Raw genomic sequence first — 23,937 nt, 5'->3', positions numbered from 1 at the left:
ACTCCACCGGAGGTACGCCATCCCCTGGGGTTTACCCGGAGAGGCGGTACCGAACGGGGCGTCAGCCCGCGCGGTGCACCACGAGGTCGCACAGTTCGGCGAGCGCCGACTTGGCGTAGCAGTCGGGCAGCGGGGTGAGCGCCGCCCGGGCCTCCTCGGCGTACCGGATGGTGTCGCGGCGGGCCTGCTCCAGCGCCGGGTGGACGCGCAGCCGACGCAGGGCCTCGGCGAGGCGGGCGTCGTCGGCGAGGTCGCCGTCGAGCAGCTCCACCAGCTCCAGGTCGTCCGGCTTGCCGTCCGCGGCGGCCTGGGCGCGCAGCAGCAGGACGGGCAGGGTGGCGATGCCCTCGCGCAGGTCGGTGCCGGGGGTCTTGCCGGACTCGTGGGAGTCGGAGGCGATGTCGAGTACGTCGTCGGCGAGTTGGAAGGCGACGCCGAGTCGTTCGCCGTACTGGGTGAGTACGTCGACGGTCTTCTCGTCGGCGCCGGACATGAGGGCGCCGAACCGTCCGGAGACGGCCATCAGGGAGCCGGTCTTGCCGCTGAGGACGTCCATGTAGTGGTCGACCGGGTCGCGGCCGTCGCGCGGGCCGACCGTCTCCAGGATCTGTCCGGTGACCAGCCGTTCGAAGGCCTCGGCCTGGATGCGGACCGCCTCCGGACCGAGGTCGGAGAGGATGTGCGAGGCGCGGGCGAAGAGGAAGTCACCGGTGAGCAGGGCGACGGAGTTGCCCCAGCGGGCGTTGGCGCTGTCCACCCCGCGGCGGACCTCGGCCTCGTCCATCACGTCGTCGTGGTAGAGCGTCGCCAGGTGGGTCAGTTCGACCACGACGGCGGAGGGCACGACGCCGGGGGCGTCGGAGTCGCCGAACTGGGACGCCAGCATCACCAGCAGGGGCCGGAACCGTTTGCCCCCGGCCCGCACCAAGTGCTGCGCGGCCTCCGTGATGAAGGGGACGTCACTCTTGGTGGCCTCGAGAAGCCCGGCCTCGACAGCGGCCAGGCCGGTCTGGACCTCGGCCTCAAGAGCCTGGTCCCGCACGCGCAGCCCGAACGGCCCGACGACGGTCACGAGAGGGTCTCCTGTCTGCTGACGATCACACGAATGTCGATCTGTCGGCTGTCTTCACTCATGCCAGCGTATCCGGTCGCCTTTGGATCACCGTGGGCGGCTTCCCGCCACCGCCGGTATGTTCGGGATCGGCTCATACGATCACGAGTTGCCGCTTTGTCGCACCGCACGGAGACCGCCGGTCGCCCGGGCCTCCGGCCCCGTACACCGAGGTACGCCATGCACATCCGGACCGAGTTCCCGTACGAGACCGTCCGCGAGGACTTCCGCGTCCCGCTGCCGGACGGCACCGACCTGTACGCGCGCGTGTGGCGGCCCGTCACCGAGGAGCCGGTCCCCGCGCTGCTGGAGTACCTGCCGCACCGTCTCGGCGACGGGACGGCTCCCCGGGACCGGCAGCGCCACCCCTGGTACGCGGGCCACGGCTACGCCTCGGTACGGGTGGACGTGCGGGGCCACGGCAACAGCGGAGGTCTGCCGGGGGACGCGTACGGCGAGGCAGGGGTGGCCGACGGGGTGGCGGTCATCCACTGGCTGGCGCAGCGGGAGTGGTGCTCGGGCCGGGTCGGGATGTTCGGCATCTCCTGGGGCGGCTCGGTTTCGCTCCGGCTCGCCGCGGCGGCCCCGGACGCGCTGCGGGCGGTCGTCGCGGTGTGCTCCACGGACGACGGGTACGACAACGGCGGCCAGTACTGGGGCGGCTCGGTCCTCGCCTCGGACCTGCACGCCCGGGCCGCCGGCCTGCTGGCAGCCGCCTCGGAGCCGCCGGACCCGGTGATCGTCGGGGATGGCTGGAGAGAGATGTGGCTCGGCCGGCTGGAGTCCCTCGACCCCGTCGTCCACACCTGGCTGGCCCATCAGACCCGGGACGCCTACTGGGAACGCGGCAGTGTCCGCGAGGAGTACGGGGCGATCCGGGCGGCGGTCCTCGCGGTGGGCGGCTGGCACGATCCGTACCGGGACACCGTGCTGCGGCTCGTGGAGCACCTGGACCCGTCCCGGGTGCGCGGGCTGATCGGGCCCTGGCCGCACCAGTACCCGGACCGGGGCCGGCCGCCCGGCCCGGCCATCGGCTTCCTCCAGGAGACGCTGCGCTGGTGGGACCAGCATCTGAAGGAAAAGGAGACGGGGGTGATGAGCGAGCCCCTGCTGCGGTCCTGGATCAGCGGCTCCCATCCGCCCGCCACCCGGTACGAGACGCTGCCCGGCCGCTGGGTCGGGGACGGTACCTGGCCCTCGGAGGGCACCACCCCGGTGGCGTACGCCCTGCGGGGCGGCGGCCGGATCGTCCGCTCGCCGCAGCAGACCGGGCTGGACGCGGGCAGGTTCTCGCCGTGCGGGAACGACGCCGACCTGCCGCCCGACCAGCGCGACGAGGACGCCAAGTCGGTCGCCTTCGAGTTTCCGGTGGAGGGGGCGCCCGTCGAGATCCTGGGCCGTCCCCGGGTGCGGCTGCGGCTGACCCTGGCCGTGCCGCGTGGCCAGGTCGTGGTCCGGCTCTGCGACGTGGCACCGGACGGCTCCTCCGCCCTCGTCACCCGGGGCGCCCTCAATCTGGCCGTCCGCCACGGCCGCGACCGGGCCGAGGACTGGCCGCCCGGGACGACCGAGGACGTCACCTTCGAACTCGGCGGCATCGGACACGCCTTCGCGTCCGGCCACCGCATCCGGCTGTCCGTCTCCTCCTCGTACTGGCCCTGGGTCTGGCCGCAGGCCGACTCGGCGGGGTTCACGCTGCACGCGGACGGCAGCCTGGTGGAACTCCCGGTCCGGCGGCCCACCGCGGACCCCGCCCCCGTCTTCGGGGAGCCCGAACAGGCGGAGCCGCTCGGCGAGGCCGTACCGGCCACCTTGGACGGGGAGCGCCCGGAGCGGCGGATCGTCCGGGACCTCGCCCGGGGCGAGTGGCGGCTGGAGGCCGACCCGAGTCCGGGCGGGACGCGGTTCCACCCGGACGGTCTGGAGATCACCGAGGACGCCCTCGACACCTTCACGATCCAGCAGGACGACCCGCTGTCGGCGCGGGCCCGGTCGGAGCGGACGGTCCTGCTGCACCGACCGGAGACGGCCTGGCGGACGGAGATCACGACCCGCTCGGAAACCGGCGCGGACGCGACGCACTTCGTCACTTCCAACGAGGTGGTCTGCAAGGACGGCGACGAGATCGTCTTCCACCGCACCTGGGAGAAGCGCGTCCCGCGCACGGCGGGCTGACGGGCCGTCCACGCGTCCTCCGCGGCGACGGCGTGCGGGCGAACACCCGGGGTACGAGGCCCGCTTGCGGGCACCGCCGCGCCACGCGGACGTAACGTGGTCCCGAGCGACGTGTCCCCGACGCGACTGGAAAGCGAGGCAGCACCCCATGCCCGAGCAGAGCAGCCCGCTCGACACGGACGAGGGCGACCCCTTCGGCCCGCACAACCTTCCGTACGGCGTGTTCTCCCTGCCCGCCGACCCGTCCGGCGACCCCCCGTCCGGCGACCCCGCGCGGCGGCGGGTCGGTGTCCGGATCGGCGCGCACGTGCTGGACGCCGGAGCGGCGGCCCACGCCCTCGGATCGCCGTACGCCGGACTGCTGGCCCGGCCCAGCCTGATGCCGCTCCTCGCGGCCGGGCGCACCGCCTGGCGGGACGTACGACGGGCGCTCACCGGCTGGCTGACCGTCCCCTCGCACCGCGCCGAACTGGAGCCGCTGCTCCACCCGATCGACACGGTGACGCTCCATCTGCCGTACGAGGTCGCCGACTACGTCGACTTCTACGCCAGCGAGCACCACGCCACCAACGTGGGCCGGATCTTCCGCCCGGACGGTGCCGCGCTGACGCCCAACTGGAAGCATCTGCCGATCGGTTACCACGGCCGGGCCGGCACGGTCGTCGTCTCCGGTACGGACGTGGTGCGCCCGGCCGGGCAGCGCAAGGCGCCCACCGACGCGGCGCCCGTCTTCGGGCCCTCGGTGAAGCTGGACATCGAGGCCGAGGTCGGCTTCGTGGTGGGGGTGCCCTCCGAGCAGGGCACGGCGGTCCCGCTGGCCGACTTCCGCGAGCACGTCTTCGGTGTCCAGTTGCTCAACGACTGGTCGGCGCGCGACATCCAGGCGTGGGAGTACGTCCCGCTCGGCCCGTTCCTCGGCAAGTCCTTCGCCACCTCCGTCTCCGCGTGGGTGACCCCACTGGAGGCGCTGGACGCGGCCCGCACCGCACCGCCCGCCCGGGACGCCGCACTCCTGCCCTACCTCGACGACGCGGACGAGGAGGAGCCGGGCGGCATCGACCTGCGGATCTCCGTCGCGGTCAACGGGAAGCTCGTCGCCGAACCGCCGTTCTCCACCATGTACTGGACGGCCGCCCAGCAGCTCGCGCAGATGACGGTGAACGGCGCCTCGCTGCGCACCGGCGACCTCTACGGCTCCGGCACGGTGAGCGGGCCCGAGCCGCACCAGCGCGGTTCCCTGCTGGAGCTGACCTGGAACGGCCGCGACCCGCTCGACGTACCCGGCGGCACCCGGACATTCCTGGAGGACGGCGACACGGTGACCATGACCGCGTGGGCGCCGGGGCCGCACGGCACCCGGGTGGGGCTCGGCGAGGTGACGGGGACGGTCGTGAGGGGACGGTCGTGAGGGGACGGTCGTGAGGGGACGGTCGTGAGGGGACGGTCGTGACGGGAACGGTCGTGACGGCGGGGTGAGGCGGCCGGGCGGGGCGTGGCCCGGGCGGGGGCGGGGTGGTGGGGGCGGCGATCGACCTCGACCTCACGGCGATCGCGCCGCCGCGCCGGCCGGTGGCTCCGGAGTAGCTCCGGGCCACCGGCTCCGTGGTCCGCCCCCGCTCACTCGTACGCCGGGGGCTCCTCCTCGTCCCAGTTGAACTCCGCGTCGGCGTACGGCTCGGCCGGGGGCGCCGTGCGGGCGGGGGCCGGTGCGGGCTCCGGGGACGTCCTCGCGGGCGTCCGTACCGGGGTCTCTGCGGCGGGCAGGTCCGCAGGGCGTTCGTCGGGTGCTGCCTGCCCCGCCAGGACCTCCAGCACGCCCTCGCCGTAGGTGGCCAGCTTCTTCTCGCCGAGGCCGCTGACCCCGCCCAGCTCGGCCAGGGTCGAGGGGTGCAGGGTGGCGATCTCGCGCAGGGTCGCGTCGTGGAAGATGACGTACGCCGGGACGCCCTGTTCCTTCGCCGTCGCCCCGCGCCAGGCGCGCAGCGCCTCGAAGACGGGCACGGCGGACGTGGGCAGATCCGCGGCGGCGGCAGCCGACTTGGTGCGGCGCTCGCCCTTGGCCGCCGTCCGCTCGGTGGCCCGCTTGGGCTCCTTGCGCAGCAGCACCTCGCGCTCACGGCCGAGGACCGTGGCGCTGGCGTCGGTCAGTACGAGGGTGCCGTACTCCCCTTCCACGGCGAGCAGGCCCTGCGCCAGCAGCTGGCGGACGACGCCGCGCCACTCGGCCTCGGCCAGTTCCTCGCCGATGCCGAAGACGGAGAGCTGGTCGTGGTCGAACTGGATGACCTTCGCGGTCTTGCGGCCCAGCAGGATGTCGATGATCTGCCCGGCGCCGAACTTCTGGTTCCGCTCCCGCTTCAGCCGGACCACGGTGGAGAGCATCTTCTGCGCGACGACCGTGCCGTCCCAGGTCTCCGGCGCGACCAGGCAGGTGTCGCAGTTGCCGCAGGAGGCGGCGGTGGGTTCCTGGCCGAAGTAGGTGAGGAGCTGGGCGCGGCGGCACTGGACGGTCTCGCAGAGCGCCAGCATCGAGTCCAGGTGCGCGGAGGCGCGGCGGCGGTGTGCCTCGTCGCCGTCGCCGCCCTGGATGAGCTTGCGCTGCTGGACGACGTCCTGGAGGCCGTACGCCATCCACGCGGTGGAGGGGGCGCCGTCACGTCCGGCGCGGCCGGTCTCCTGGTAGTACCCCTCGACGGACTTGGGGAGGTCGAGGTGGGCGACGAAGCGGACGTCCGGCTTGTCGATGCCCATGCCGAAGGCGATCGTCGCGACGACGACGAGCCCCTCCTCACGCAGGAAGCGGGACTGGTGGGCGGCGCGGGTCCCGGCGTCGAGACCCGCGTGGTACGGCACGGCCTCGATGCCGTTCCGGCAGAGGTACTCGGCCGTCTTCTCGGTGGAGTTGCGGGAGAGGCAGTAGACGATGCCCGCGTCCCCGGTGTGCTCCTCCTTGAGGAAGGTGAGCAGCTGCTTCTTCGGGTCGGCCTTCGGGACGATGCGGTACTGGATGTTGGGCCGGTCGAAGCTGGCCACGAAGTGCTTCGCGTCCGGCATGCCCAGGCGGCGGGTGATCTCCTGGTGCGTGGCGTTCGTCGCGGTCGCCGTGAGGGCGATGCGCGGGACGTCCGGCCAGCGCTCGCCGAGGACCGAGAGGGCGAGGTAGTCGGGGCGGAAGTCGTGGCCCCACTGGGCGACGCAGTGCGCCTCGTCGATCGCGAAGACGGAGACGGTGCCCCGGGAGAGCAGCGAGAGCGTGGCGTCCAGGCGCAGCCGTTCGGGCGCGAGGTAGAGGATGTCCAGCTCTCCGGCGACGTACTGCGCTTCCATGGAGCGGCGCTCGTCGAAGTCCTGGGTGGAGTTGATGAAGCCGGCCCGGACGCCGAGGGCGCGCAGGGCGTCGACCTGGTCCTGCATGAGGGCGATCAGCGGGGAGACGACGACACCGGTGCCGGGGCGGACCAGGGCGGGGATCTGGTAGCAGAGGGACTTGCCGCCGCCGGTGGGCATCAGGACGACGGCGTCGCCGCCCGCGACCACGTGTTCGATGATCGCGCCCTGCTCGCCCCGGAACGACTCGTACCCGAAGACCCGGTGCAGGGTCTGTCGCGCCTCGCTGTCGCCGGTGGCCGCGCTGCCGGTGGCACCGGTCACGTCCTCGGTCACATCCATGGTGTCGCCCGTCCTGCTCGTCGCTCTGTTCGCCGTCGTCGTGTCCGTCGTCCCGCGGGCCGTACGTTCCTCTTCACCATAGGCGGCCCGTACGACAACGCCGGACGGGCTTGACTCCAGCCCGTCCGGCGTCCGTGGAACAGCGTGCGTCACCGCACGAAGATCCCCGCCTGGCTCGCCAGGTCCAGGAAGTACTGCGGGGCGAGGCCCAGCACCAGGGTGACCGCGACGCCGATGCCGATGGTCGTCATCGTCAGCGGGGACGGGACGGCGACCGTGGGGCCGTCCGCCTTCGGCTCTTGGAAGAACATCAGCACGATGACCCGGATGTAGAAGAACGCGGCGATCGCCGAGGAGATCACACCGACCACGACGAGTCCGCCCGCACCGCCGTCCGCCGCCGCCTTGAACACGGCGAACTTGCCGGAGAAACCGGAGGTGAGCGGGATACCGGCGAAGGCCAGCAGGAACACCGCGAAGACCGCGGCGGTCAGCGGGGAGCGCCGGCCCAGCCCGGCCCACTTCGACAGGTGGGTCGCCTCGCCGCCCGCGTCGCGCACCAGGGTGACGACGGCGAAGGCGCCGACCGTCACGAAGGAGTAGGCGACGAGGTAGAAGAGGACCGAGGAGATGCCCTCCGGGGTGGTCGCGATGACACCGGCGAGGATGAACCCGGCGTGCGCGATCGAGGAGTAGGCGAGCAGCCGCTTGATGTCGGTCTGGGTGATCGCGACGATCGCGCCGCCCAGCATGGTGACGATCGACACGCCCCACATGACCGGCCGCCAGTCCCAGGCGAGGCCGGGGAGCACGACGTACAGCAGGCGGAGCAGCGCGCCGAAGGCGGCGACCTTGGTGGCGGCGGCCATGAAGCCTGTGACCGGGGTCGGTGCGCCCTGGTAGACGTCCGGGGTCCACATGTGGAACGGCACCGCGCCGACCTTGAAGAGGAGCCCCATCAGGATCATCGCGCCGCCGATGAGGAGCAGCGCGTCGTTGCCCATGGTGGAGGCGAGAGCGGGGTCGATCTCGGTGACCGAGCCGTCGACGACGCTCGCGATGGTGGCGTACGAGACGGAGCCCGCGTAGCCGTAGAGGAGGGCGATCCCGAAGAGGAGGAACGCCGAGGAGAAGGCGCCGAGCAGGAAGTACTTCACCGCGGCCTCCTGCGACATCAGCCGCTTGCGGCGGGCGAGGGCGCAGAGGAGGTAGAGCGGCAGGGAGAAGACTTCGAGCGCGACGAACAGCGTCAGCAGGTCGTTGGCGGCCGGGAAGACCAGCATGCCCGCGATGGCGAAGAGGACGAGCGGGAACACCTCGGTGGTGGTGAACCCGGCCCTGACCGCCTGCTTCTCGCTGTCACTGCCCGGGACGGACCCGGCCTGCGCGGCGAAGGAGTCGACCCGGTTGCCGTGCGAAACGGGGTCGAGCCGCCGCTCGGCGAAGGTGAAGACCGCGACGATCGAGGCCAGCAGGATGGTGCCCTGCAGGAAGAGCGCCGGGCCGTCCACCGCGATGGCGCCCATCGCGGCGATGTGGGCCTTGGTCGTGCCGTACCCGCCGGCGGCGAGGCCGACGACCGCGGCGAACGCGGCGGCCAGGGCGACGACGGTGAGGATCACCTGGGTGAGGTACCGGGCCCGGCGGGGCACGAAGGCCTCCGCCAGGACACCGATCACCGCCGCGCCGACCACGATCAGGACGGGCGTGAGTTGGGCGTACTCGATGGTGGGGGCCGTGAACTTCACGTCCGGGGCGGCCTGCGTCACCCCGCCCGCCACGGTCCACATGCCGTGGACAGCTGTTGCGCTCACTGGGCGGCCTCCACCTCGGGCTGGGGGTCCTGCTTCTGTACGTCGGACATGGTGTGCTCCACCGCCGGGTTGACGATCTCGGTGAGCGGCTTCGGGAAGACGCCCAGGAAGATCAGCAGCGCGATGAGCGGCACGACCACCGCCAGCTCACGGACCCGCAGGTCCGGCATGCCTTGGACGGTCGCCTTCACCGGGCCCGTCATGGTGCGCTGGTAGAGCACCAGGACGTAGAGCGCGGCGAGCACGATGCCGGTGGTGGCGATGATCCCCACCACCGGGTAGGCGCTGAACACCCCGACCAGGACCAGGAACTCGCTGACGAACGGGGCGAGGCCGGGTAGCGACAGGGTGGCGAGGCCGCCGATGAGGAAGGTGCCCGCGAGGATCGGGGCGACCTTCTGCACTCCGCCGTAGTCGGCGATGAGACGGGAGCCGCGCCGGGTGATGAGGAATCCGGCGACCAGCATCAGCGCGGCGGTCGAGATGCCGTGGTTGACCATGTAGAGCGTGGCGCCCGACTGGCCCTGGCTGGTCATCGCGAAGATGCCCAGGATGATGAAGCCGAAGTGCGAGATCGACGCGTAGGCGATCAGCCGCTTGATGTCGCGCTGACCGACCGCGAGGAGCGCGCCGTACACGATGGAGATCAGCGCGAGGACCAGGATCACCGGGGTCGCCCACTTGCTGGCCTCCGGGAAGAGCTGGAGGCAGAAGCGGAGCATCGCGAAGGTGCCGACCTTGTCGACGATCGCGGTGATCAGCACGGCGACGGGTGCGGTCGCCTCGCCCATGGCGTTGGGCAGCCAGGTGTGCAGCGGCCAGAGCGGGGCCTTCACCGCGAAGGCGAAGAAGAACCCGAGGAAGAGCCACCGCTCGGTGCTGGTCGCCATCTCCAGCGAGCCGTTCGCGCGGGCCTCGGCGATCTCCGAGAGCGAGAAGCTTCCGGCGACGGCGTACAGCCCGATGACGGCCGCCAGCATGATGAGGCCGCCGACGAGGTTGTAGAGGAGGAACTTCACGGCGGCGTACGAGCGCTGGGCCGAGGCGTTCTCGTCGGTGCCCGCGTGGGCCCGGTCCCCGAAGCCGCCGATGAGGAAGTACATCGGGATGAGCATGGCTTCGAAGAGGATGTAGAAGAGGAAGACGTCGGTGGCCTCGAAGGAGAGGATCACCATCGCCTCCACCATCAGGATCAGGGCGAAGAAGCCCTGGGTGGGACGCCACCGGGAGGACTGGGTCTCCAGGGGGTCGGCGTCGTGCCAGCCGGCCAGGATCACGAACGGGATGAGCAGCGCGGTGAGCGCGAGGAGCGCCACCCCGATGCCGTCCACGCCGAGTTCGTACCGGACGCCGAAGTCGGCGATCCAGGCGTGCGACTCGGTGAGCTGGTAGCGGTCGCCGCCGGGCTCGAAGCGGACGAACACGATCGCCGCGAGCACCAGGGTGGCCAGCGAGACGAGCAGCGCCAGCCATTTCGCGGCGGTGCGCCGCTGGGCCGGGACGGCGGCGGTGGCGATGGCGCCGATCGCGGGGAGTGCCGCCGCCGCTGTCAGGAGGGGAAAGGACATGGTGATCAGACCGCCCTCATCAGCAGGGTCGCGGCGATGAGGACCGCCGTACCGCCGAACATCGAGACCGCGTAGGAGCGGGCGTAGCCGTTCTGCAGTCTGCGCAGCCGGCCGGAGAGGCCGCCGACCGAGGCGGCCGTGCCGTTGACGACGCCGTCGACCAGCGAGTGGTCGACGTAGACCAGGGAGCGGGTGAGGTGCTCGCCGCCGCGGACCAGGACCACGTGGTTGAAGTCGTCCTGGAGGAGGTCGCGGCGGGCGGCCCGGGTGAGCAGCGAGCCGCGCGGGGCGACGGCGGGCACCGGCCTGCGGCCGTACATGGCCCAGGCGATGGCGACGCCGATGACGAGCACCACCATGGTGGCGCCGGTGACGGTGCTCGCGCCGACCGGGGAGTCGCCGTGGTCGTGGCCGGTGACGGGCTCCAGCCAGTGCAGGAACCGGTCGCCGATGGAGAAGAAGCCGCCCGCGAAGACCGAGCCGAAGGCGAGCACGATCATGGGGATCGTCATCGACTTCGGGGACTCGTGCGGGTGCGGTTCGTGGCCTTCGGCGTCCGGCTGCCAGCGCTTCTCGCCGAAGAAGGTCATCAGCATCACGCGGGTCATGTAGAACGCGGTGATCGCGGCGCCGAGCAGGGTCACGGCGCCGAGGATCCAGCCCTCGGTGCCGCCCTTGGCGAACGCCGCCTCGATGATCTTGTCCTTGGAGAAGAAACCGGAGAGGCCGGGGAAGCCGATGATGGCGAGGTAGCCGAGGCCGAAGGTGATGAAGGTGACCGGCATGTACTTCCGCAGGCCGCCGAACTTCCTCATGTCGACTTCGTCGTTCATGCCGTGCATGACCGAGCCGGCGCCGAGGAAGAGGCCGGCCTTGAAGAAGCCGTGCGTCACCAGGTGCATGATCGCGAAGACGTAGCCGATGGGGCCGAGGCCCGCGGCGAGGATCATGTAGCCGATCTGCGACATCGTCGAGCCGGCCAGCGCCTTCTTGATGTCGTCCTTCGCGCAACCGACGATCGCACCGAACAGGAGCGTGACCGCTCCGACGACGGTGACGACGAGCTGCGCGTCCGGGGCGGCGTTGAAGATCGCGCCGGAGCGGACGATGAGGTACACACCGGCGGTGACCATGGTCGCGGCGTGGATGAGGGCGGAGACCGGGGTCGGGCCCTCCATCGCGTCGCCGAGCCAGGACTGGAGGGGCACCTGGGCGGACTTGCCGCAGGCGGCCAGCAGCAGCATCAGGCCGATCGCGGTGAGCTTGCCCTCGCTGGTGTCGCCGGTCGCTCCGAGCACCGGCCCGAAGGCGAAGGTGCCGAAGGTGGTGAACATCAGCATGATCGCGATGGAGAGGCCCATGTCGCCGACCCGGTTGACCAGGAATGCCTTCTTGGCCGCGGTCGCCGCGCTGGGCTTGTGCTGCCAGAAGCCGATGAGGAGGTACGAGGCGAGGCCGACGCCCTCCCATCCGACGTACAGCAGCAGGTAGTTGTCGGCGAGGACCAGGATGAGCATCGCCGCGACGAAGAGGTTGAGATAGCCGAAGAAGCGGCGACGGCGTTCGTCGTGCTCCATGTAGCCGATCGAGTAGATGTGGATCAGGGTGCCCACACTGGTGATCAGCAGGACGAACGTCATCGACAGCTGGTCGAGCTGGAAGGCGACGTCGGCCTGGAATCCCTCCACCGGAATCCAGCTGAACAGCTTCTGGTGCAGCAGGCGTTCTTCGGCGCCCTTGCCGAGCATGTCGGCGAAGAGTGCCACGGCCAGGACGAACGACACTCCGGCGAGCAGGGTGCCGAGCCAGTGTCCGGCCCGGTCGAGCCGGCGGCCCCCGCACAGCAGGACGGCCGCTCCGAGCAGGGGCGCCGCGATGAGCAGCGCGATCAGGTTCTCCACGATTCAGCCCCTCACAGCTTCATCAGGCTGGCGTCGTCGACCGAGGCCGAATGGCGGGAGCGGAACAGCGACACGATGATCGCCAGCCCGACGACGACTTCCGCGGCGGCGACGACCATCGTGAAGAACGCGATGATCTGGCCGTCGAGGTTGCCGTGCATGCGGGAGAAGGTGACGAAGGCGAGGTTGCAGGCGTTGAGCATCAGCTCCACGCACATGAACACCACGATCGCGTTCCGCCGGATCAGCACTCCACTGGCGCCGATGGTGAACAGCAGGGCTGCCAGGTAGAGGTAGTTGACGGGATTCACTGGGTGTCCTCCGCATTCCCGGCACGGTCGCCCCGCTGCCTCGAAGGCGCACCCGCGCCCCGGGCGGTGAGGGCGGTGGAGCGGCCGAGCCGCTCACCGGACCGCTGTTCCAGTGCCTTGAGGTCGGCGAGCGCCTCCTCGGAGACGTCGCGGACCTGTCCGCGGTCGCGCAGGGTGCGCATCACGGTCAGCTCGGACGGGGTGCCGTCGGGGAGCAGGCCGGCGATGTCCACGGCGTTGTGCCGGGCGTAGACACCGGGGGCGGGCAGCGGCGGCAGGTGGTTCGAGCGGACCCGGGCCTCGGACATCTCCCGCTGGTTGAGCGCGCGTTCGGTGCGCTCCTTGTGGGTGAGCACCATCGCCCCGACCGTCGCGGTGATGAGGAGGGCGCCGGTGATCTCGAACGCGAAGACGTACTTGGTGAAGATGAGGTTGGCGAGTCCCTCGACGTTCCCCCCGTGCACGGCGTTGGCGGTGCCGAGGCCGTTGAAGCTGTTCAGGGAGGCGTTGCCGATGCCGGCGATGAGCAGCACCCCGAAGCCGAGACCGCATCCTGCGGCCAGCCAGCGCTGGCCCTTGAGGGTCTCCTTCAGCGAGTCCGCGGCGGTGACGCCGACGAGCATCACGACGAAGAGGAAGAGCATCATGATCGCGCCGGTGTACACGACGACCTGCACGATGCCGAGGAAGTAGGCACCGTTGGCGAGGTAGAAGACCGCCAGCACGATCATGGTCCCGGCGAGCGAGAGCGCGCTGTGCACGGCCCGCTTCATCAGGACGGTGGAGAGGGCGCCGAGCACGGCGACCGTGGCGAGGATCCAGAACTGCACGGCCTCGCCGGTCGAGGTGGTGGAGGCAGCCGCCGCGAGAGGGCTCATGCGTCCGCCCCCCGCCGGCCGTGCGAACCGTGCCCGTGCGAACCGTGTCCGTGGCCCGCGTGCTCGTGGTCCGCGTGCTCGTGGGAGGCGGCGGCGTTGGCCTCGGAGCCGGGCTCGTCCGTCTTCTCGCCCTTGGACACCGCGCGCTGGCGCTCGGTGCCGGGGGCGGCCTCGGTCACCAGGCCCCGGTAGTAGTCCTGTTCGTCCATGCCGGGGAAGATCGCGTGCGGGCTGTCGACCATGCCCTCCTCCAGTCCCGCGAGCAGCTCGTCCTTGGTGTAGATGAGGCTGGCGCGGGTGGTGTTGGCGAGCTCGAACTCGTTGGTCATCGTGAGCGCCCGGGTGGGACACGCCTCGATGCAGAGACCGCAGAGAATGCAGCGCGCGTAGTTGATCTGGTAGACGCGGCCGTACCGTTCGCCCGGGGAGTACCGCTCCTCGTCGGTGTTGTCCGCGCCTTCGACGTAGATGGCGTCGGCGGGACAGGCCCAGGCGCACAGCTCGCAGCCGACGCACTTCTCCAGGCCGTCCGGGTGCCGGTTGAGCTGGTGACGGCCGTGGAAGCGCGGCGCCGTCACCTTCGGCGTCTCCGGGTACTGCTCCGTGAGCCGCTTCTTGAACATGGCCTTGAAGGTCACGCCGAACCCGGCCACGGGGTTCTGGAACTTCTCCCCCGGGGAGTTCGGGGGTTGTGACTCAGACACGGTCGGCCTCCTTTCCGTCACTCACGCTGTCGTCACTCTGAGTATCGGGGCCACCACTGACAACGAGCTCCCGTGCGCGGCGCGGGGTGCGCCGGGGTACGGGCGGCAGGGTCTGTCCGGGCAGCGGCGGTACGGGGAATCCGCCCGCCATCGGGTCGAATTCGGGCGGCGGGCCCGCGTTCGCCTGCTCCTCGCGGCCCTTGCGGTCGCGGAAGGCGTCGGCGAGGAAGGAGATCAGCAGCACCGCGATCACGGCGCCCGCGACGTACAGCACGATCCGCGAGAAGTCGTAGCCCTCGTTGTTGAGGGCGCGGACGGTGGCGACCAGCATCAGCCAGACCACGGAGACCGGGATGAGGACCTTCCAGCCGAGCTTCATCAGCTGGTCGTAGCGGACGCGGGGCAGCGAGCCGCGCAGCCAGATGAAGAAGAAGAGGAGCACCTGCACCTTGACGACGAACCAGAGCATCGGCCACCAGCCGTGGTTCGCACCCTCCCAGAAGGTGCTGATCGGGTACGGGGCCCGCCAGCCGCCCAGGAAGAGGGTCGCGGAGACCGCGGAGACCGTCACCATGTTCACGTACTCGGCGAGCATGAACATCGCGAACTTGATGGAGGAGTACTCGGTGTTGAAGCCGCCGACGAGGTCGCCCTCGGACTCCGGCATGTCGAACGGGGCGCGGTTCGTCTCGCCGACCATGGTGACGATGTAGATGATGAACGAGACCGGCAGCAGGATGATGAACCAGCGGTCGTGCTGCGCCTCCACGATCTTCGAGGTCGACATCGACCCGGAGTAGAGGAAGACCGAGGCGAACGCGGCGCCCATCGCGATCTCGTAGCTGATCATCTGGGCGCAGGACCGGAGACCGCCGAGGAGCGGGTAGGTCGAGCCGGAGGACCAGCCGGCGAGGACGATGCCGTAGATGCCGACCGAGGCCACCGCGAGGATGTAGAGCATCGCGATCGGCAGGTCGGTGAGCTGCATCGTCGTGCGGTGCCCGAAGATCGACACCTCGTTGCCGGACGGGCCGAACGGGATCACGGCGATCGCCATGAACGCCGGGATGGCCGCGACGATCGGCGCGAGGATGTAGACGACCCGGTCGGCGCGCTTGACGATCAGGTCTTCCTTCAGCATCAGCTTGACGCCGTCGGCGAGCGACTGGAGCAGGCCCCAGGGGCCGTTCCGGTTGGGGCCGATGCGCAGCTGCATCCAGGCGACGACCTTGCGCTCCCAGACGATCGCGAAGAGCACGGTCACCATCAGGAACGCGAAGCAGAAGACCGCCTTGACGACGACCAGCCACCAGGGGTCGGTGCCGAACATCGAGAGGTCCTCGGCGGCCAGCGGGGTTCCGCCGGGGGCCGTGGCCAGGTGAGCGAGGCTGTTCACGCTCGCACCTCCGGTGAGTCTGCGGGGGCTGCGGTGGTGGCTGCGCCGATGCGGACCAGGCCGCCGGGGCGGGCGCCGGTCTGCGCCGGGACGCCGCGTCCGGTGGAGTTGAGCGGTACCCAGACCACCCGGTCCGGCATCTCGGTGATCCGCAGCGGGAGTTCGACGCTGCCGGCCGGTCCGGTGACGGCGAGCAGGTCGCCGTCCTTGACCCCGGTCTCGGCGGCGGTGTGCGCCGAGAGCCGGGCGACGGCGGCGTGCCGGGTACCGGCCAGTGCCTCGTCGCCCTCCTGGAGTCGGCCCAGGTCGAGCAGCATGCGGTGTCCGGCGAGGATCGCCTCGCCGTCGCCGGCCCGGGGCAGCGGGCGTCCGATCTCCCTCGGTGCGCCCGCGTGTCCGCCGGTCCAGCCGCCGAGCCGGTCGAGCTCGCGGCGGGCGGCGGCGAGGTCGGGCAGTCCGAGGTGGACGTCGAGCGCGTCGGCCAGCATGTGCAGCACCCGGCCGTCGGTCGGCGCGAGGGTACGGGTCATCTGCTCGGGCTTCAGCGCCGCCTGGAACATCCGGGCGCGGCCTTCCCAGTTGAGGAAGGTGCCGGACTTCTCGGCGACGGCGGCCACCGGCAGCACCACGTCGGCGCGGTCGGTGACCTCGCTGGGCCGCAGCTCCAGCGAGACGAGGAAGCCGACCTCGTCCAGTGCGGCCAGTGCGGCGTCCGGGTCCGGCAGGTCGCGGGGTTCGACGCCCGCGACGAGCAGGGCGCCGAGTTCGCCGGTGGCGGCGGCACCGAGGATCTGGCTCGTGTCGCGGCCGTGGCGGGCGGGGAGGTCGGCGAGGCCCCAGAGGGCCGCGACCTCCTGGCGGGCGCGCGGGTCGGTGGCCGGGCGGCCACCGGGCAGCAGGGTCGGCAGGGCCCCGGCCTCCAGCGCTCCGCGCTCCCCGGCCCGGCGCGGAATCCACACCAGGTCGGCACCGGTGGCGGTGGCGGTGCGCAGGACGGCGGTCAGCGCGCCGGGGACCCCGGCGAGCCGTTCGCCGACGACGATGACGGAGTTCCCGCCGCGCAGCGCTTCGGCGGCGGAGGCTCCGGCCTCGTCGAGCCCGACGCCTCCGGCGAGCGCGTCCAGCCACTCGGTCTCGGTGCCGGGGGCGGCCGGCAGCAGGGTGCCGCCCGCCTTCTCCAGTCCGCGGGTGGCGTGCGAGGCGAGGGCCCAGGTCCGCTGGCCGTGCTTGCGGTGGGCCTTGCGGAGCCGGAGGAAGACGCCGGGCGCCTCCTCCTCGGACTCGAATCCGGCGAGCAGGACCGTCGACGCGTTCTCCAGCGAGGTGTAGGTGGTTCCCTCGCCGTCCAGGTCGTGGCCGCGTCCGGCGACGCGGGCGGCCAGGAAGTCGGCCTCCTCACCGCTGTGGACCCGGGCCCGGAAATCGATGTCGTTGGTGTCCAGGGCGACCCGCGCGAACTTGCTGTACGCGTAGGCGTCCTCGACGGTGAGGCGGCCCCCGGTCAGCACCCCGGCCCGGCCGCGCGCCGCGCCGAGTCCCGCCGCGGCGGCGGCGAGCGCCTCCGGCCAGGACGCGGGTTCGAGGACGCCTTCGGCGTTGCGGACCAGCGGGGTGGTGAGCCGGTCGCGCTGCTGGGCGTAGCGGAAGCCGAAGCGTCCCTTGTCGCACAGCCACTCTTCGTTGACCTCGGGGTCGTTGTCCGCGAGGCGGCGCATGACCTTGCCGCGCCGGTGGTCGGTGCGGGTGGCGCAGCCGCCCGCACAGTGCTCGCAGACCGAGGGCGAGGAGACCAGGTCGAAGGGGCGCGAGCGGAAGCGGTACGCCGCCGAGGTGAGCGCCCCGACCGGGCAGATCTGGATGGTGTTGCCGGAGAAGTACGACTCGAAGGGGTCGCCCTCGCCGATGCCGACCTGCTGGAGCGCGCCGCGCTCGATCAGCTCGATCATCGGGTCGCCGGCCACCTGGTTGGAGAACCGGGTGCAGCGTGCGCAGAGCACGCAGCGTTCACGGTCCAGCAGCACCTGGGTGGAGATCGGGACGGGCTTCTCGTACGTCCGCTTCCGTCCCTCGAACCGGGATTCGGCGTCGCCGTGCGACATCGCCTGGTTCTGGAGCGGACACTCGCCGCCCTTGTCGCAGACCGGGCAGTCCAGCGGGTGGTTGATGAGCAGCAGCTCCATCACACCCTTCTGGGCCTTCTCGGCGACGGGTGAGGTGAGCTGCGACTTGACGACCATGCCGTCGGTGCAGGTGATGGTGCAGGAGGCCATCGGCTTGCGCTGGCCCTCCACCTCGACGATGCACTGGCGGCAGGCACCGGCGGGGTCGAGGAGCGGGTGGTCGCAGAACCGCGGGATCTCGATGCCGAGTTCCTCGGCGGCGCGGATGACCAGGGTCCCCTTGGGGACGCTGGTCTCGATGCCGTCGATGGTCAGCGTGACGAGGTCTTCGGGCGGTACGGCCGCCTGTCCGCCCCCGGAGGGCGCACTCGTGGTGACTGTCATGCGTTCACCCCCCGGTGAGCGTCTCGGTCGTCCTGGTCGTCGGCGTCGTCGGCCCAGAGGGTCGACTTCGCGGGGTCGAAGGGGCAGCCCTTGCCGGTGATGTGCTGCTCGTACTCGTCGCGGAAGTACTTCAGCGACGAGAAGATCGGCGAGGCGGCTCCGTCGCCCAGCGCGCAGAAGGACTTGCCGTTGATGTTGTCGGCGATGTCGCCCAGCTTGTCGAGGTCGCCGGGGCGGCCCTTGCCCGCTTCGATGTCGCGGAGCAACTGGACGAGCCAGTAGGTGCCTTCGCGGCACGGCGTGCACTTGCCGCAGGACTCGTGGGCGTAGAACTCGGTCCACCGGGTGACGGCCCGCACCACGCAGGTCGTCTCGTCGAAGCACTGGAGCGCCTTGGTGCCGAGCATGGATCCGGCGGCGCCGACGCCCTCGTAGTCGAGGGGCACGTCGAGGTGTTCGTCGGTGAACATCGGGGTGGACGAGCCGCCCGGGGTCCAGAACTTGAGGCGGTGCCCGGCGCGGATGCCGCCGCTCATGTCGAGCAGCTGGCGGAGCGTGATGCCGAGCGGCGCCTCGTACTGGCCGGGGCCGGTGACGTGGCCGCTGAGCGAGTAGAGCGTGAAGCCCGGGGACTTCTCGCTGCCCATCGACTTGAACCAGTCCTTGCCGCGCTGGAGGATCGCGGGAACCGAGGCGATGGACTCGACGTTGTTCACCACGGTGGGGCAGGCGTACAGACCGGCGACCGCGGGGAAGGGGGGCCGCAGCCGAGGCTGGCCGCGCCGTCCTTCGAGGGAGTCCAGCAGCGCTGTCTCCTCGCCGCAGATGTACGCCCCGGCGCCCGCGTGCACGGTCAGTTCGAGGTCGAGACCCGGGCCGAGCGCGTCCTTGCCGAGGTAGCCGGCCGCGTACGCCTCGCGGACGGCTTCGTGCAGCCGTCGCAGGACGGGGACGACCTCGCCGCGCAGGTAGATGAAGGCGTGCGAGGAGCGGATCGCGTAGCAGGCGATCACGATGCCCTCGATGAGGCTGTGCGGGTTGGCGAAGAGGAGCGGGATGTCCTTGCAGGTGCCGGGCTCCGACTCGTCGGCGTTGACGACGAGGTAGTGCGGTTTGCCGTCGCCCTGCGGGATGAACTGCCACTTCATCCCGGTGGGGAAGCCGGCGCCGCCGCGTCCGCGCAGACCGGAGTCCTTGACGTACGCGATGAGGTCGTCCGGCGACATGGCGAGTGCCTTGCGCAGGCCCTCGTACCCGTCGTGGCGGCGGTAGCTCTCCAGCGTCCACGGTTCCGCTTCGTCCCAGTGGGCGGAGAGGACCGGGGCGAGGAGCTTCTCGGGGCTGGTCCCGTTCCTGTCGATCTCGGCGGCCAAGGTCATCACTCCCCCTCCTCGGCTGCGGGTCCGGCCGGGTGGTCCGGGTCGGAGGCCGATGTCTGCTGCGGTGCGTCGTGCGAGCTGAGGTGCTCGGACGGCGAGGGATCGTGCGGTTGGCCCGCGGGGACGTCCCGGCGCTGGGAGACGACCCGGCGGCCGGGGGCGGCTTCACCCTTGGCGAGGCGGAGCCCGGCCAGCGAGGCGTGTCCGGCACCGCCGCTCGCGGCGACCGCGCCGGGGCGCTCGTCGGGGAACCCGGCGAGGATGCGGGCGGTCTCCTTGTACGAGCAGATCGGGGCGCCCCGGGTGGGTTCGACGGTCCGCCCGGCGATGAGGTCGTCGACGAGCTTCGTCGCGCTCTCGGGGGTCTGGTTGTCGAAGAACTCCCAGTTCACCATCACGACGGGCGCGAAGTCGCAGGCCGCGTTGCACTCGATGTGTTCGAGCGTGACCTTGCCGTCGTCGGTGGTCTCGTCGTTGCCGACACCCAGGTGCGTCTTGAGCCGGTCGAAGATGGCGTCGCCGCCCATGACCGCGCAGAGGGTGTTGGTGCAGACGCCGACCTGGTAGTCGCCGCTCGGCTTGCGCCGGTACATCGTGTAGAAGGTCGCGACCGCCGTGACCTCCGCCGTGGTGAGCCCGAGGAGTTCGGCGCAGAGGGCCATGCCCGTACGGGAGACGTACCCCTCCTCGGACTGGACGAGGTGGAGCAGCGGCAGCAGCGCGGAGCGGCTGTCGGGGTAGCGGGCGATCACCTCCCGCGCGTCCGTTTCGAGCCTGGCCCGTACGTCGTCGGGGTAGGCGGGGGCGGGGAGTTGCGGCATCCCCAGACTGACCTCTTGGTTCGCGGTCACCGGTCGACGCCTCCCATCACGGGGTCGATGGACGCGACGGCGACGATGACGTCGGCGACCTGGCCGCCCTCGCACATCGCCGCCATGGCCTGGAGGTTGGTGAAGGACGGGTCGCGGAAGTGGACCCGGTAGGGGCGGGTACCGCCGTCGGAGACGACGTGCACGCCGAGTTCGCCCTTGGGCGATTCGACGGCGACGTACGCCTGTCCGGCGGGGACCCGGAATCCCTCGGTCACCAGCTTGAAGTGGTGGATCAGGGCCTCCATGGAGGTGCCCATGATCTTCTTGATGTGTTCGAGCGAGTTGCCGAGTCCGTCCGGTCCGAGCGCGAGCTGCGCGGGCCAGGCGATCTTCTTGTCGGCGACCATGACCGGTCCGGGTGCCAGCCGGTCCAGGCACTGCTCGACGATCCGCAGCGACTGGCGCATCTCTTCCAGGCGGATGAGGAAGCGGCCGTAGGAGTCGCAGGTGTCGGCGGTCGGCACGTCGAAGTCGTACGTCTCGTAGCCGCAGTACGGGTCGGTCTTGCGCAGGTCGTGCGGGAGTCCGGCGGACCGCAGGACCGGGCCGGTGGCGCCGAGCGCGACGCAGCCGGTGAGGTCGAGGTAGCCGACGTCCTCCATGCGGGCCTTGAAGATCGGGTTGCCGGTGGCGAGCTTGTCGTACTCCGGCAGGTTCCGCTTCATGGTCGTGACGAAGGAGCGGATCTGGTCGACCGCGCCGGGCGGCAGGTCCTGGGCGAGGCCGCCGGGGCGGACGAACGCGTGGTTCATCCGGAGCCCGGTGATCAGCTCGAAGAGGTCCAGGATCAGTTCACGGTCGCGGAACCCGTAGATCATGATCGTGGTGGAGCCGAGCTCCATGCCGCCGGTGGCGATGCACACGAGGTGCGAGGAGATCCGGTTCAGCTCCATCAGGAGGACCCGGAGCACGGTGGCGCGGTCGGGGATCTGGTCCTCGATGCCGAGGAGCTTCTCGACGCCGAGGCAGTACGCCGTCTCGTTGAAGAACGGCGTCAGATAGTCCATGCGCGTGACGAACGTGGTGCCCTGGGTCCAGTTCCGGAATTCGAGGTTCTTCTCGATGCCGGTGTGGAGGTAGCCGATGCCGCAGCGGGCCTCGGTGACGGTCTCGCCGTCGATCTCCAGGATCAGTCGCAGCACGCCGTGCGTGGACGGGTGCTGCGGCCCCATGTTGACGATGATGCGTTCGTCGTCGGACTTCACGGCCGCCTCGACGACCTCGTCCCAGTCGCCGCCGGTGACTGTATATACAGTCCCCTCGGTCGTGTCGCGGGGCGTTGCGTGGGATGTGGTCATCAGGAGTACGACCTCCGCTGGTCCGGAGCCGGGATCTGGGCGCCCTTGTACTCGACGGCGATGCCGCCGAGCGGGTAGTCCTTGCGCTGCGGGAAGCCCTGCCAGTCGTCCGGCATCATGATCCGGGTGAGCGCGGGGTGCCCGTCGAAGACGAGCCCGAAGAAGTCGTACGCCTCGCGCTCGTGCCAGTCGTTGGTCGGGTAGACCGCGACCAGCGACGGGACGTGCGGGTCGCTGTCGGGCGCGGACACCTCCAGCCGGATCAGCCGGCCGTGGGTGAGGGACCGCAGGTGGTACACGGCGTGCAGCTCGCGGCCCTTGTCGCCGAGGAAGTGGACGCCGCTGACACCGGTGCAGAGCTCGAAGCGGAGCGCCGGGTCGTCGCGCAGGGTGCGGGCGACGGTCACCAGGTGCTCGCGCGCGATGTGGAAGGTCAGCTCGCCCCGGTCGACCACGGTCCGCTCGATGGCGTTCTCGGGTACGAGCCCCTGCTCGTCCAGGGCGCCTTCGAGCTCGTCGGCCACCTCGTCGAACCAGCCGCCGTACGGGCGGGGGCTCGCGTGCGGCAGCCGTACCGTCCGGACGAGCCCGCCGTAACCGGAGGTGTCGCCGCCGTTGTTGGCGCCGAACATCCCCTTCCGTACGCGGATGACCTCGCCGCCGTCGCCGCGAGGGGCGGGGAGGGCGTTGGCGTCCGCGCCGTTGGCGGGGTTCTGGCCGTTGGCGCCGTTCTTGTCGTCGGCGGCGGCGCCGTTGCCACCGCTGGGGTTGTCGCTCACCGGAGGAGCCCCTTCATCTCGATCAGGGGGAGCGCCTTGAGGGCCGCCTCCTCCGCCTCACGGGCGGCTTCCTCCGCGTTGACCCCGAGCTTGGAGCCCTGGATCTTCTGGTGGAGTTTGAGGATGGCGTCGATCAGCATCTCGGGACGCGGCGGGCACCCCGGCAAATAGATATCTACTGGGACAATGTGGTCAACACCCTGAACAATTGCGTAATTGTTGAACATACCGCCCGACGATGCGCAAACTCCCATGGAGATGACCCACTTGGGGCCCGGCATCTGGTCGTAGACCTGCCGCAGCACGGGCGCCATCTTCTGGCTGACCCGCCCGGCGACGATCATCAGGTCCGCCTGGCGCGGCGATCCGCGGAAGACCTCCATCCCGAAGCGGGCGAGGTCGTACCGCCCGGCTCCGGTCGTCATCATCTCGATGGCGCAACAAGCGAGGCCGAAGGTGGCGGGGAAGACGGAAGACTTCCGTACCCATCCGGCGGCCTGCTCGACAGTGGTCAGTACGAAGCCACTTGGCAGTTTCTCTTCGAGTCCCATGTGCCCCTCAGCCCCTCAGTCCCATTCCAGGCCGCCGCGCCGCCACACGTACGCGTAGGCGACGAAGACGGTGAGCACGAAGAGCAGCATCTCCACGAGCCCGAACATCCCCAGGGCGTCGAAGGTGACGGCCCAGGGATAGAGGAAGACGATCTCGATGTCGAAGACGATGAAGAGCATCGCCGTCAGGTAGTACTTGATGGGGAAGCGACCGCCTCCGGCGGGAGTCGGAGTGGGTTCGATACCGCACTCGTACGCTTCGAGCTTTGCCCGGTTGTAGCGCTTGGGGCCGATAAGCGTGGCCATGACCACGGAGAAGATCGCAAACCCTGCCCCGAGGGCGCCGAGCACGAGGATGGGCGCGTAGGCATTCACGCTCCTCGCTCCTTCCAGTCGTCCTTGACCGTTGGACCGCATCGGGCGACCGGCTCCCCGCCTCACCAAGATCGTGCACATGTGAGGCAGTTCACAAGCCCGACTGCCCCGCATACTATGCCCGCCGTCCTGTGATCTGCGACACGGGTTACACCAACGCCTTTGTGATCTCCACCACCTGACGAACGATCATGAAGTCGGATGAGCGGAGATGTTCGCACGAGAAGCGGCCAAGTGATCACGAGTGGTGACATTCGAAGGTGTTACCGCTGGTCAACGCCCTGGCGCACTATCAACCGATGCCCACTGCGCGCAAATTGGAGATGGACGGACAGGGGTGATATAGGGATTCGCCGGATTCGATGCCACTCGGACGAGCGATTGCGCGGAACGATGTGGACATCGCGGCGGAATGACGAACTTCCGGGCACACGGGGCACCGAGAGGCTCCCGACAGGCGTCGGTGGGGCGTCGGGCGGGATGCCGGCCGGGCGTCGGCAATCCCGGGGAACGGTCCGGCGAGCGAGCCTGTGAATGAACGCACGAGTGCGGGCGGTGCGGGCGGCGAGCTCAAGAGGCGGGCGCGGGGAGCGGGCGGCGGGAGTGGGTACCGGGAGCGTGTACGGGGAGCGCGTATGGGGAGCGAGCAGCG

General features: G+C 70.6%; 18 protein-coding genes. 2 read left to right on the top strand and 16 right to left on the bottom strand.

The window, feature by feature from the left end:
• Positions 1-61: 61 nt before the first annotated feature.
• A complete protein-coding gene (locus tag ACWD3D_RS04100) occupies positions 62-1,072 on the bottom strand; it encodes a polyprenyl synthetase family protein (protein ID WP_451459358.1) in 1,011 nt (336 codons plus the stop codon).
• Positions 1,073-1,291: 219 nt separating this feature from the next.
• Between ACWD3D_RS04100 and ACWD3D_RS04095 the strand changes: the two genes are divergently transcribed.
• Positions 1,292-3,286 (top strand): CocE/NonD family hydrolase, encoded by a 1,995-nt coding sequence (locus tag ACWD3D_RS04095; protein WP_451459357.1) that lies wholly within the window; start codon positions 1,292-1,294, stop codon positions 3,284-3,286.
• Positions 3,287-3,434: 148 nt separating this feature from the next.
• Positions 3,435-4,694, top strand: a complete 1,260-nt coding sequence (gene fahA / locus ACWD3D_RS04090) for a fumarylacetoacetase (protein ID WP_451459356.1) — start codon at positions 3,435-3,437, stop codon at positions 4,692-4,694.
• Positions 4,695-4,903: 209 nt separating this feature from the next.
• Here the strand turns inward: fahA and recQ are convergent, their stop codons facing one another.
• The 15 genes from recQ to ACWD3D_RS04015 all read right to left on the bottom strand — a co-directional run bounded on the left by recQ (position 4,904) and on the right by ACWD3D_RS04015 (position 23,285).
• Positions 4,904-6,955: a DNA helicase RecQ gene (gene recQ / locus ACWD3D_RS04085; protein ID WP_451459355.1), complete on the bottom strand. Its 2,052-nt coding sequence runs from the start codon at positions 6,953-6,955 to the stop codon at positions 4,904-4,906.
• 149 nt (positions 6,956-7,104) lie between these two features.
• Complete coding sequence (gene nuoN / locus ACWD3D_RS04080) at positions 7,105-8,769, bottom strand: NADH-quinone oxidoreductase subunit NuoN (protein ID WP_451459354.1); 1,665 nt, start codon at positions 8,767-8,769, stop codon at positions 7,105-7,107.
• Positions 8,766-10,337 (bottom strand): NADH-quinone oxidoreductase subunit M, encoded by a 1,572-nt coding sequence (locus ACWD3D_RS04075; protein ID WP_451459353.1) that lies wholly within the window; start codon positions 10,335-10,337, stop codon positions 8,766-8,768. The genes nuoN and ACWD3D_RS04075 overlap by 4 nt, the downstream gene beginning before the upstream one ends.
• A gap of 5 nt (positions 10,338-10,342) precedes the next feature.
• Positions 10,343-12,238, bottom strand: a complete 1,896-nt coding sequence (gene nuoL / locus ACWD3D_RS04070) for an NADH-quinone oxidoreductase subunit L (RefSeq protein ID WP_451459352.1) — start codon at positions 12,236-12,238, stop codon at positions 10,343-10,345.
• 11 nt (positions 12,239-12,249) lie between these two features.
• A complete protein-coding gene (gene nuoK / locus ACWD3D_RS04065) occupies positions 12,250-12,549 on the bottom strand; it encodes an NADH-quinone oxidoreductase subunit NuoK (protein ID WP_024493678.1) in 300 nt (99 codons plus the stop codon).
• Positions 12,546-13,427, bottom strand: coding sequence for an NADH-quinone oxidoreductase subunit J (locus ACWD3D_RS04060; RefSeq protein WP_451459351.1), 882 nt, complete (start codon positions 13,425-13,427; stop codon positions 12,546-12,548). The genes nuoK and ACWD3D_RS04060 overlap by 4 nt, the downstream gene beginning before the upstream one ends.
• Positions 13,424-14,131, bottom strand: a complete 708-nt coding sequence (gene nuoI, locus ACWD3D_RS04055; protein WP_451459350.1) for an NADH-quinone oxidoreductase subunit NuoI — start codon at positions 14,129-14,131, stop codon at positions 13,424-13,426. Before nuoI ends, ACWD3D_RS04060 begins: the two co-directional genes overlap by 4 nt.
• Positions 14,124-15,527 carry an NADH-quinone oxidoreductase subunit NuoH gene (gene nuoH, locus ACWD3D_RS04050; RefSeq protein WP_451459349.1) on the bottom strand — a complete coding sequence of 468 codons (1,404 nt, stop codon included), beginning with the start codon at positions 15,525-15,527 and terminating at the stop codon, positions 14,124-14,126. Before nuoH ends, nuoI begins: the two co-directional genes overlap by 8 nt.
• Positions 15,524-18,031 carry an NADH-quinone oxidoreductase subunit G gene (locus ACWD3D_RS04045; protein ID WP_451459348.1) on the bottom strand — a complete coding sequence of 836 codons (2,508 nt, stop codon included), beginning with the start codon at positions 18,029-18,031 and terminating at the stop codon, positions 15,524-15,526. Before ACWD3D_RS04045 ends, nuoH begins: the two co-directional genes overlap by 4 nt.
• A complete protein-coding gene (gene nuoF, locus ACWD3D_RS04040; RefSeq protein WP_266705402.1) occupies positions 18,028-19,410 on the bottom strand; it encodes an NADH-quinone oxidoreductase subunit NuoF in 1,383 nt (460 codons plus the stop codon). The genes ACWD3D_RS04045 and nuoF overlap by 4 nt, the downstream gene beginning before the upstream one ends.
• Positions 19,410-20,231, bottom strand: a complete 822-nt coding sequence (gene nuoE / locus ACWD3D_RS04035) for an NADH-quinone oxidoreductase subunit NuoE (protein WP_451459367.1) — start codon at positions 20,229-20,231, stop codon at positions 19,410-19,412. The genes nuoF and nuoE overlap by 1 nt, the downstream gene beginning before the upstream one ends.
• A 26-nt stretch (positions 20,232-20,257) precedes the next feature.
• Positions 20,258-21,580, bottom strand: coding sequence for an NADH-quinone oxidoreductase subunit D (locus ACWD3D_RS04030; RefSeq protein ID WP_451459347.1), 1,323 nt, complete (start codon positions 21,578-21,580; stop codon positions 20,258-20,260).
• Positions 21,580-22,359, bottom strand: a complete 780-nt coding sequence (locus tag ACWD3D_RS04025) for an NADH-quinone oxidoreductase subunit C (protein ID WP_451459346.1) — start codon at positions 22,357-22,359, stop codon at positions 21,580-21,582. Before ACWD3D_RS04025 ends, ACWD3D_RS04030 begins: the two co-directional genes overlap by 1 nt.
• Positions 22,356-22,910: a NuoB/complex I 20 kDa subunit family protein gene (locus tag ACWD3D_RS04020; RefSeq protein ID WP_103760379.1), complete on the bottom strand. Its 555-nt coding sequence runs from the start codon at positions 22,908-22,910 to the stop codon at positions 22,356-22,358. The genes ACWD3D_RS04025 and ACWD3D_RS04020 overlap by 4 nt, the downstream gene beginning before the upstream one ends.
• A 15-nt stretch (positions 22,911-22,925) precedes the next feature.
• Positions 22,926-23,285, bottom strand: coding sequence for an NADH-quinone oxidoreductase subunit A (locus tag ACWD3D_RS04015; RefSeq protein ID WP_266705409.1), 360 nt, complete (start codon positions 23,283-23,285; stop codon positions 22,926-22,928).
• Positions 23,286-23,937 lie beyond the last annotated feature (652 nt).

The organism is Streptomyces sp. NPDC002690 (assembly GCF_053592415.1).
This window is presented reverse-complemented; position numbering and strand designations above follow the sequence as displayed.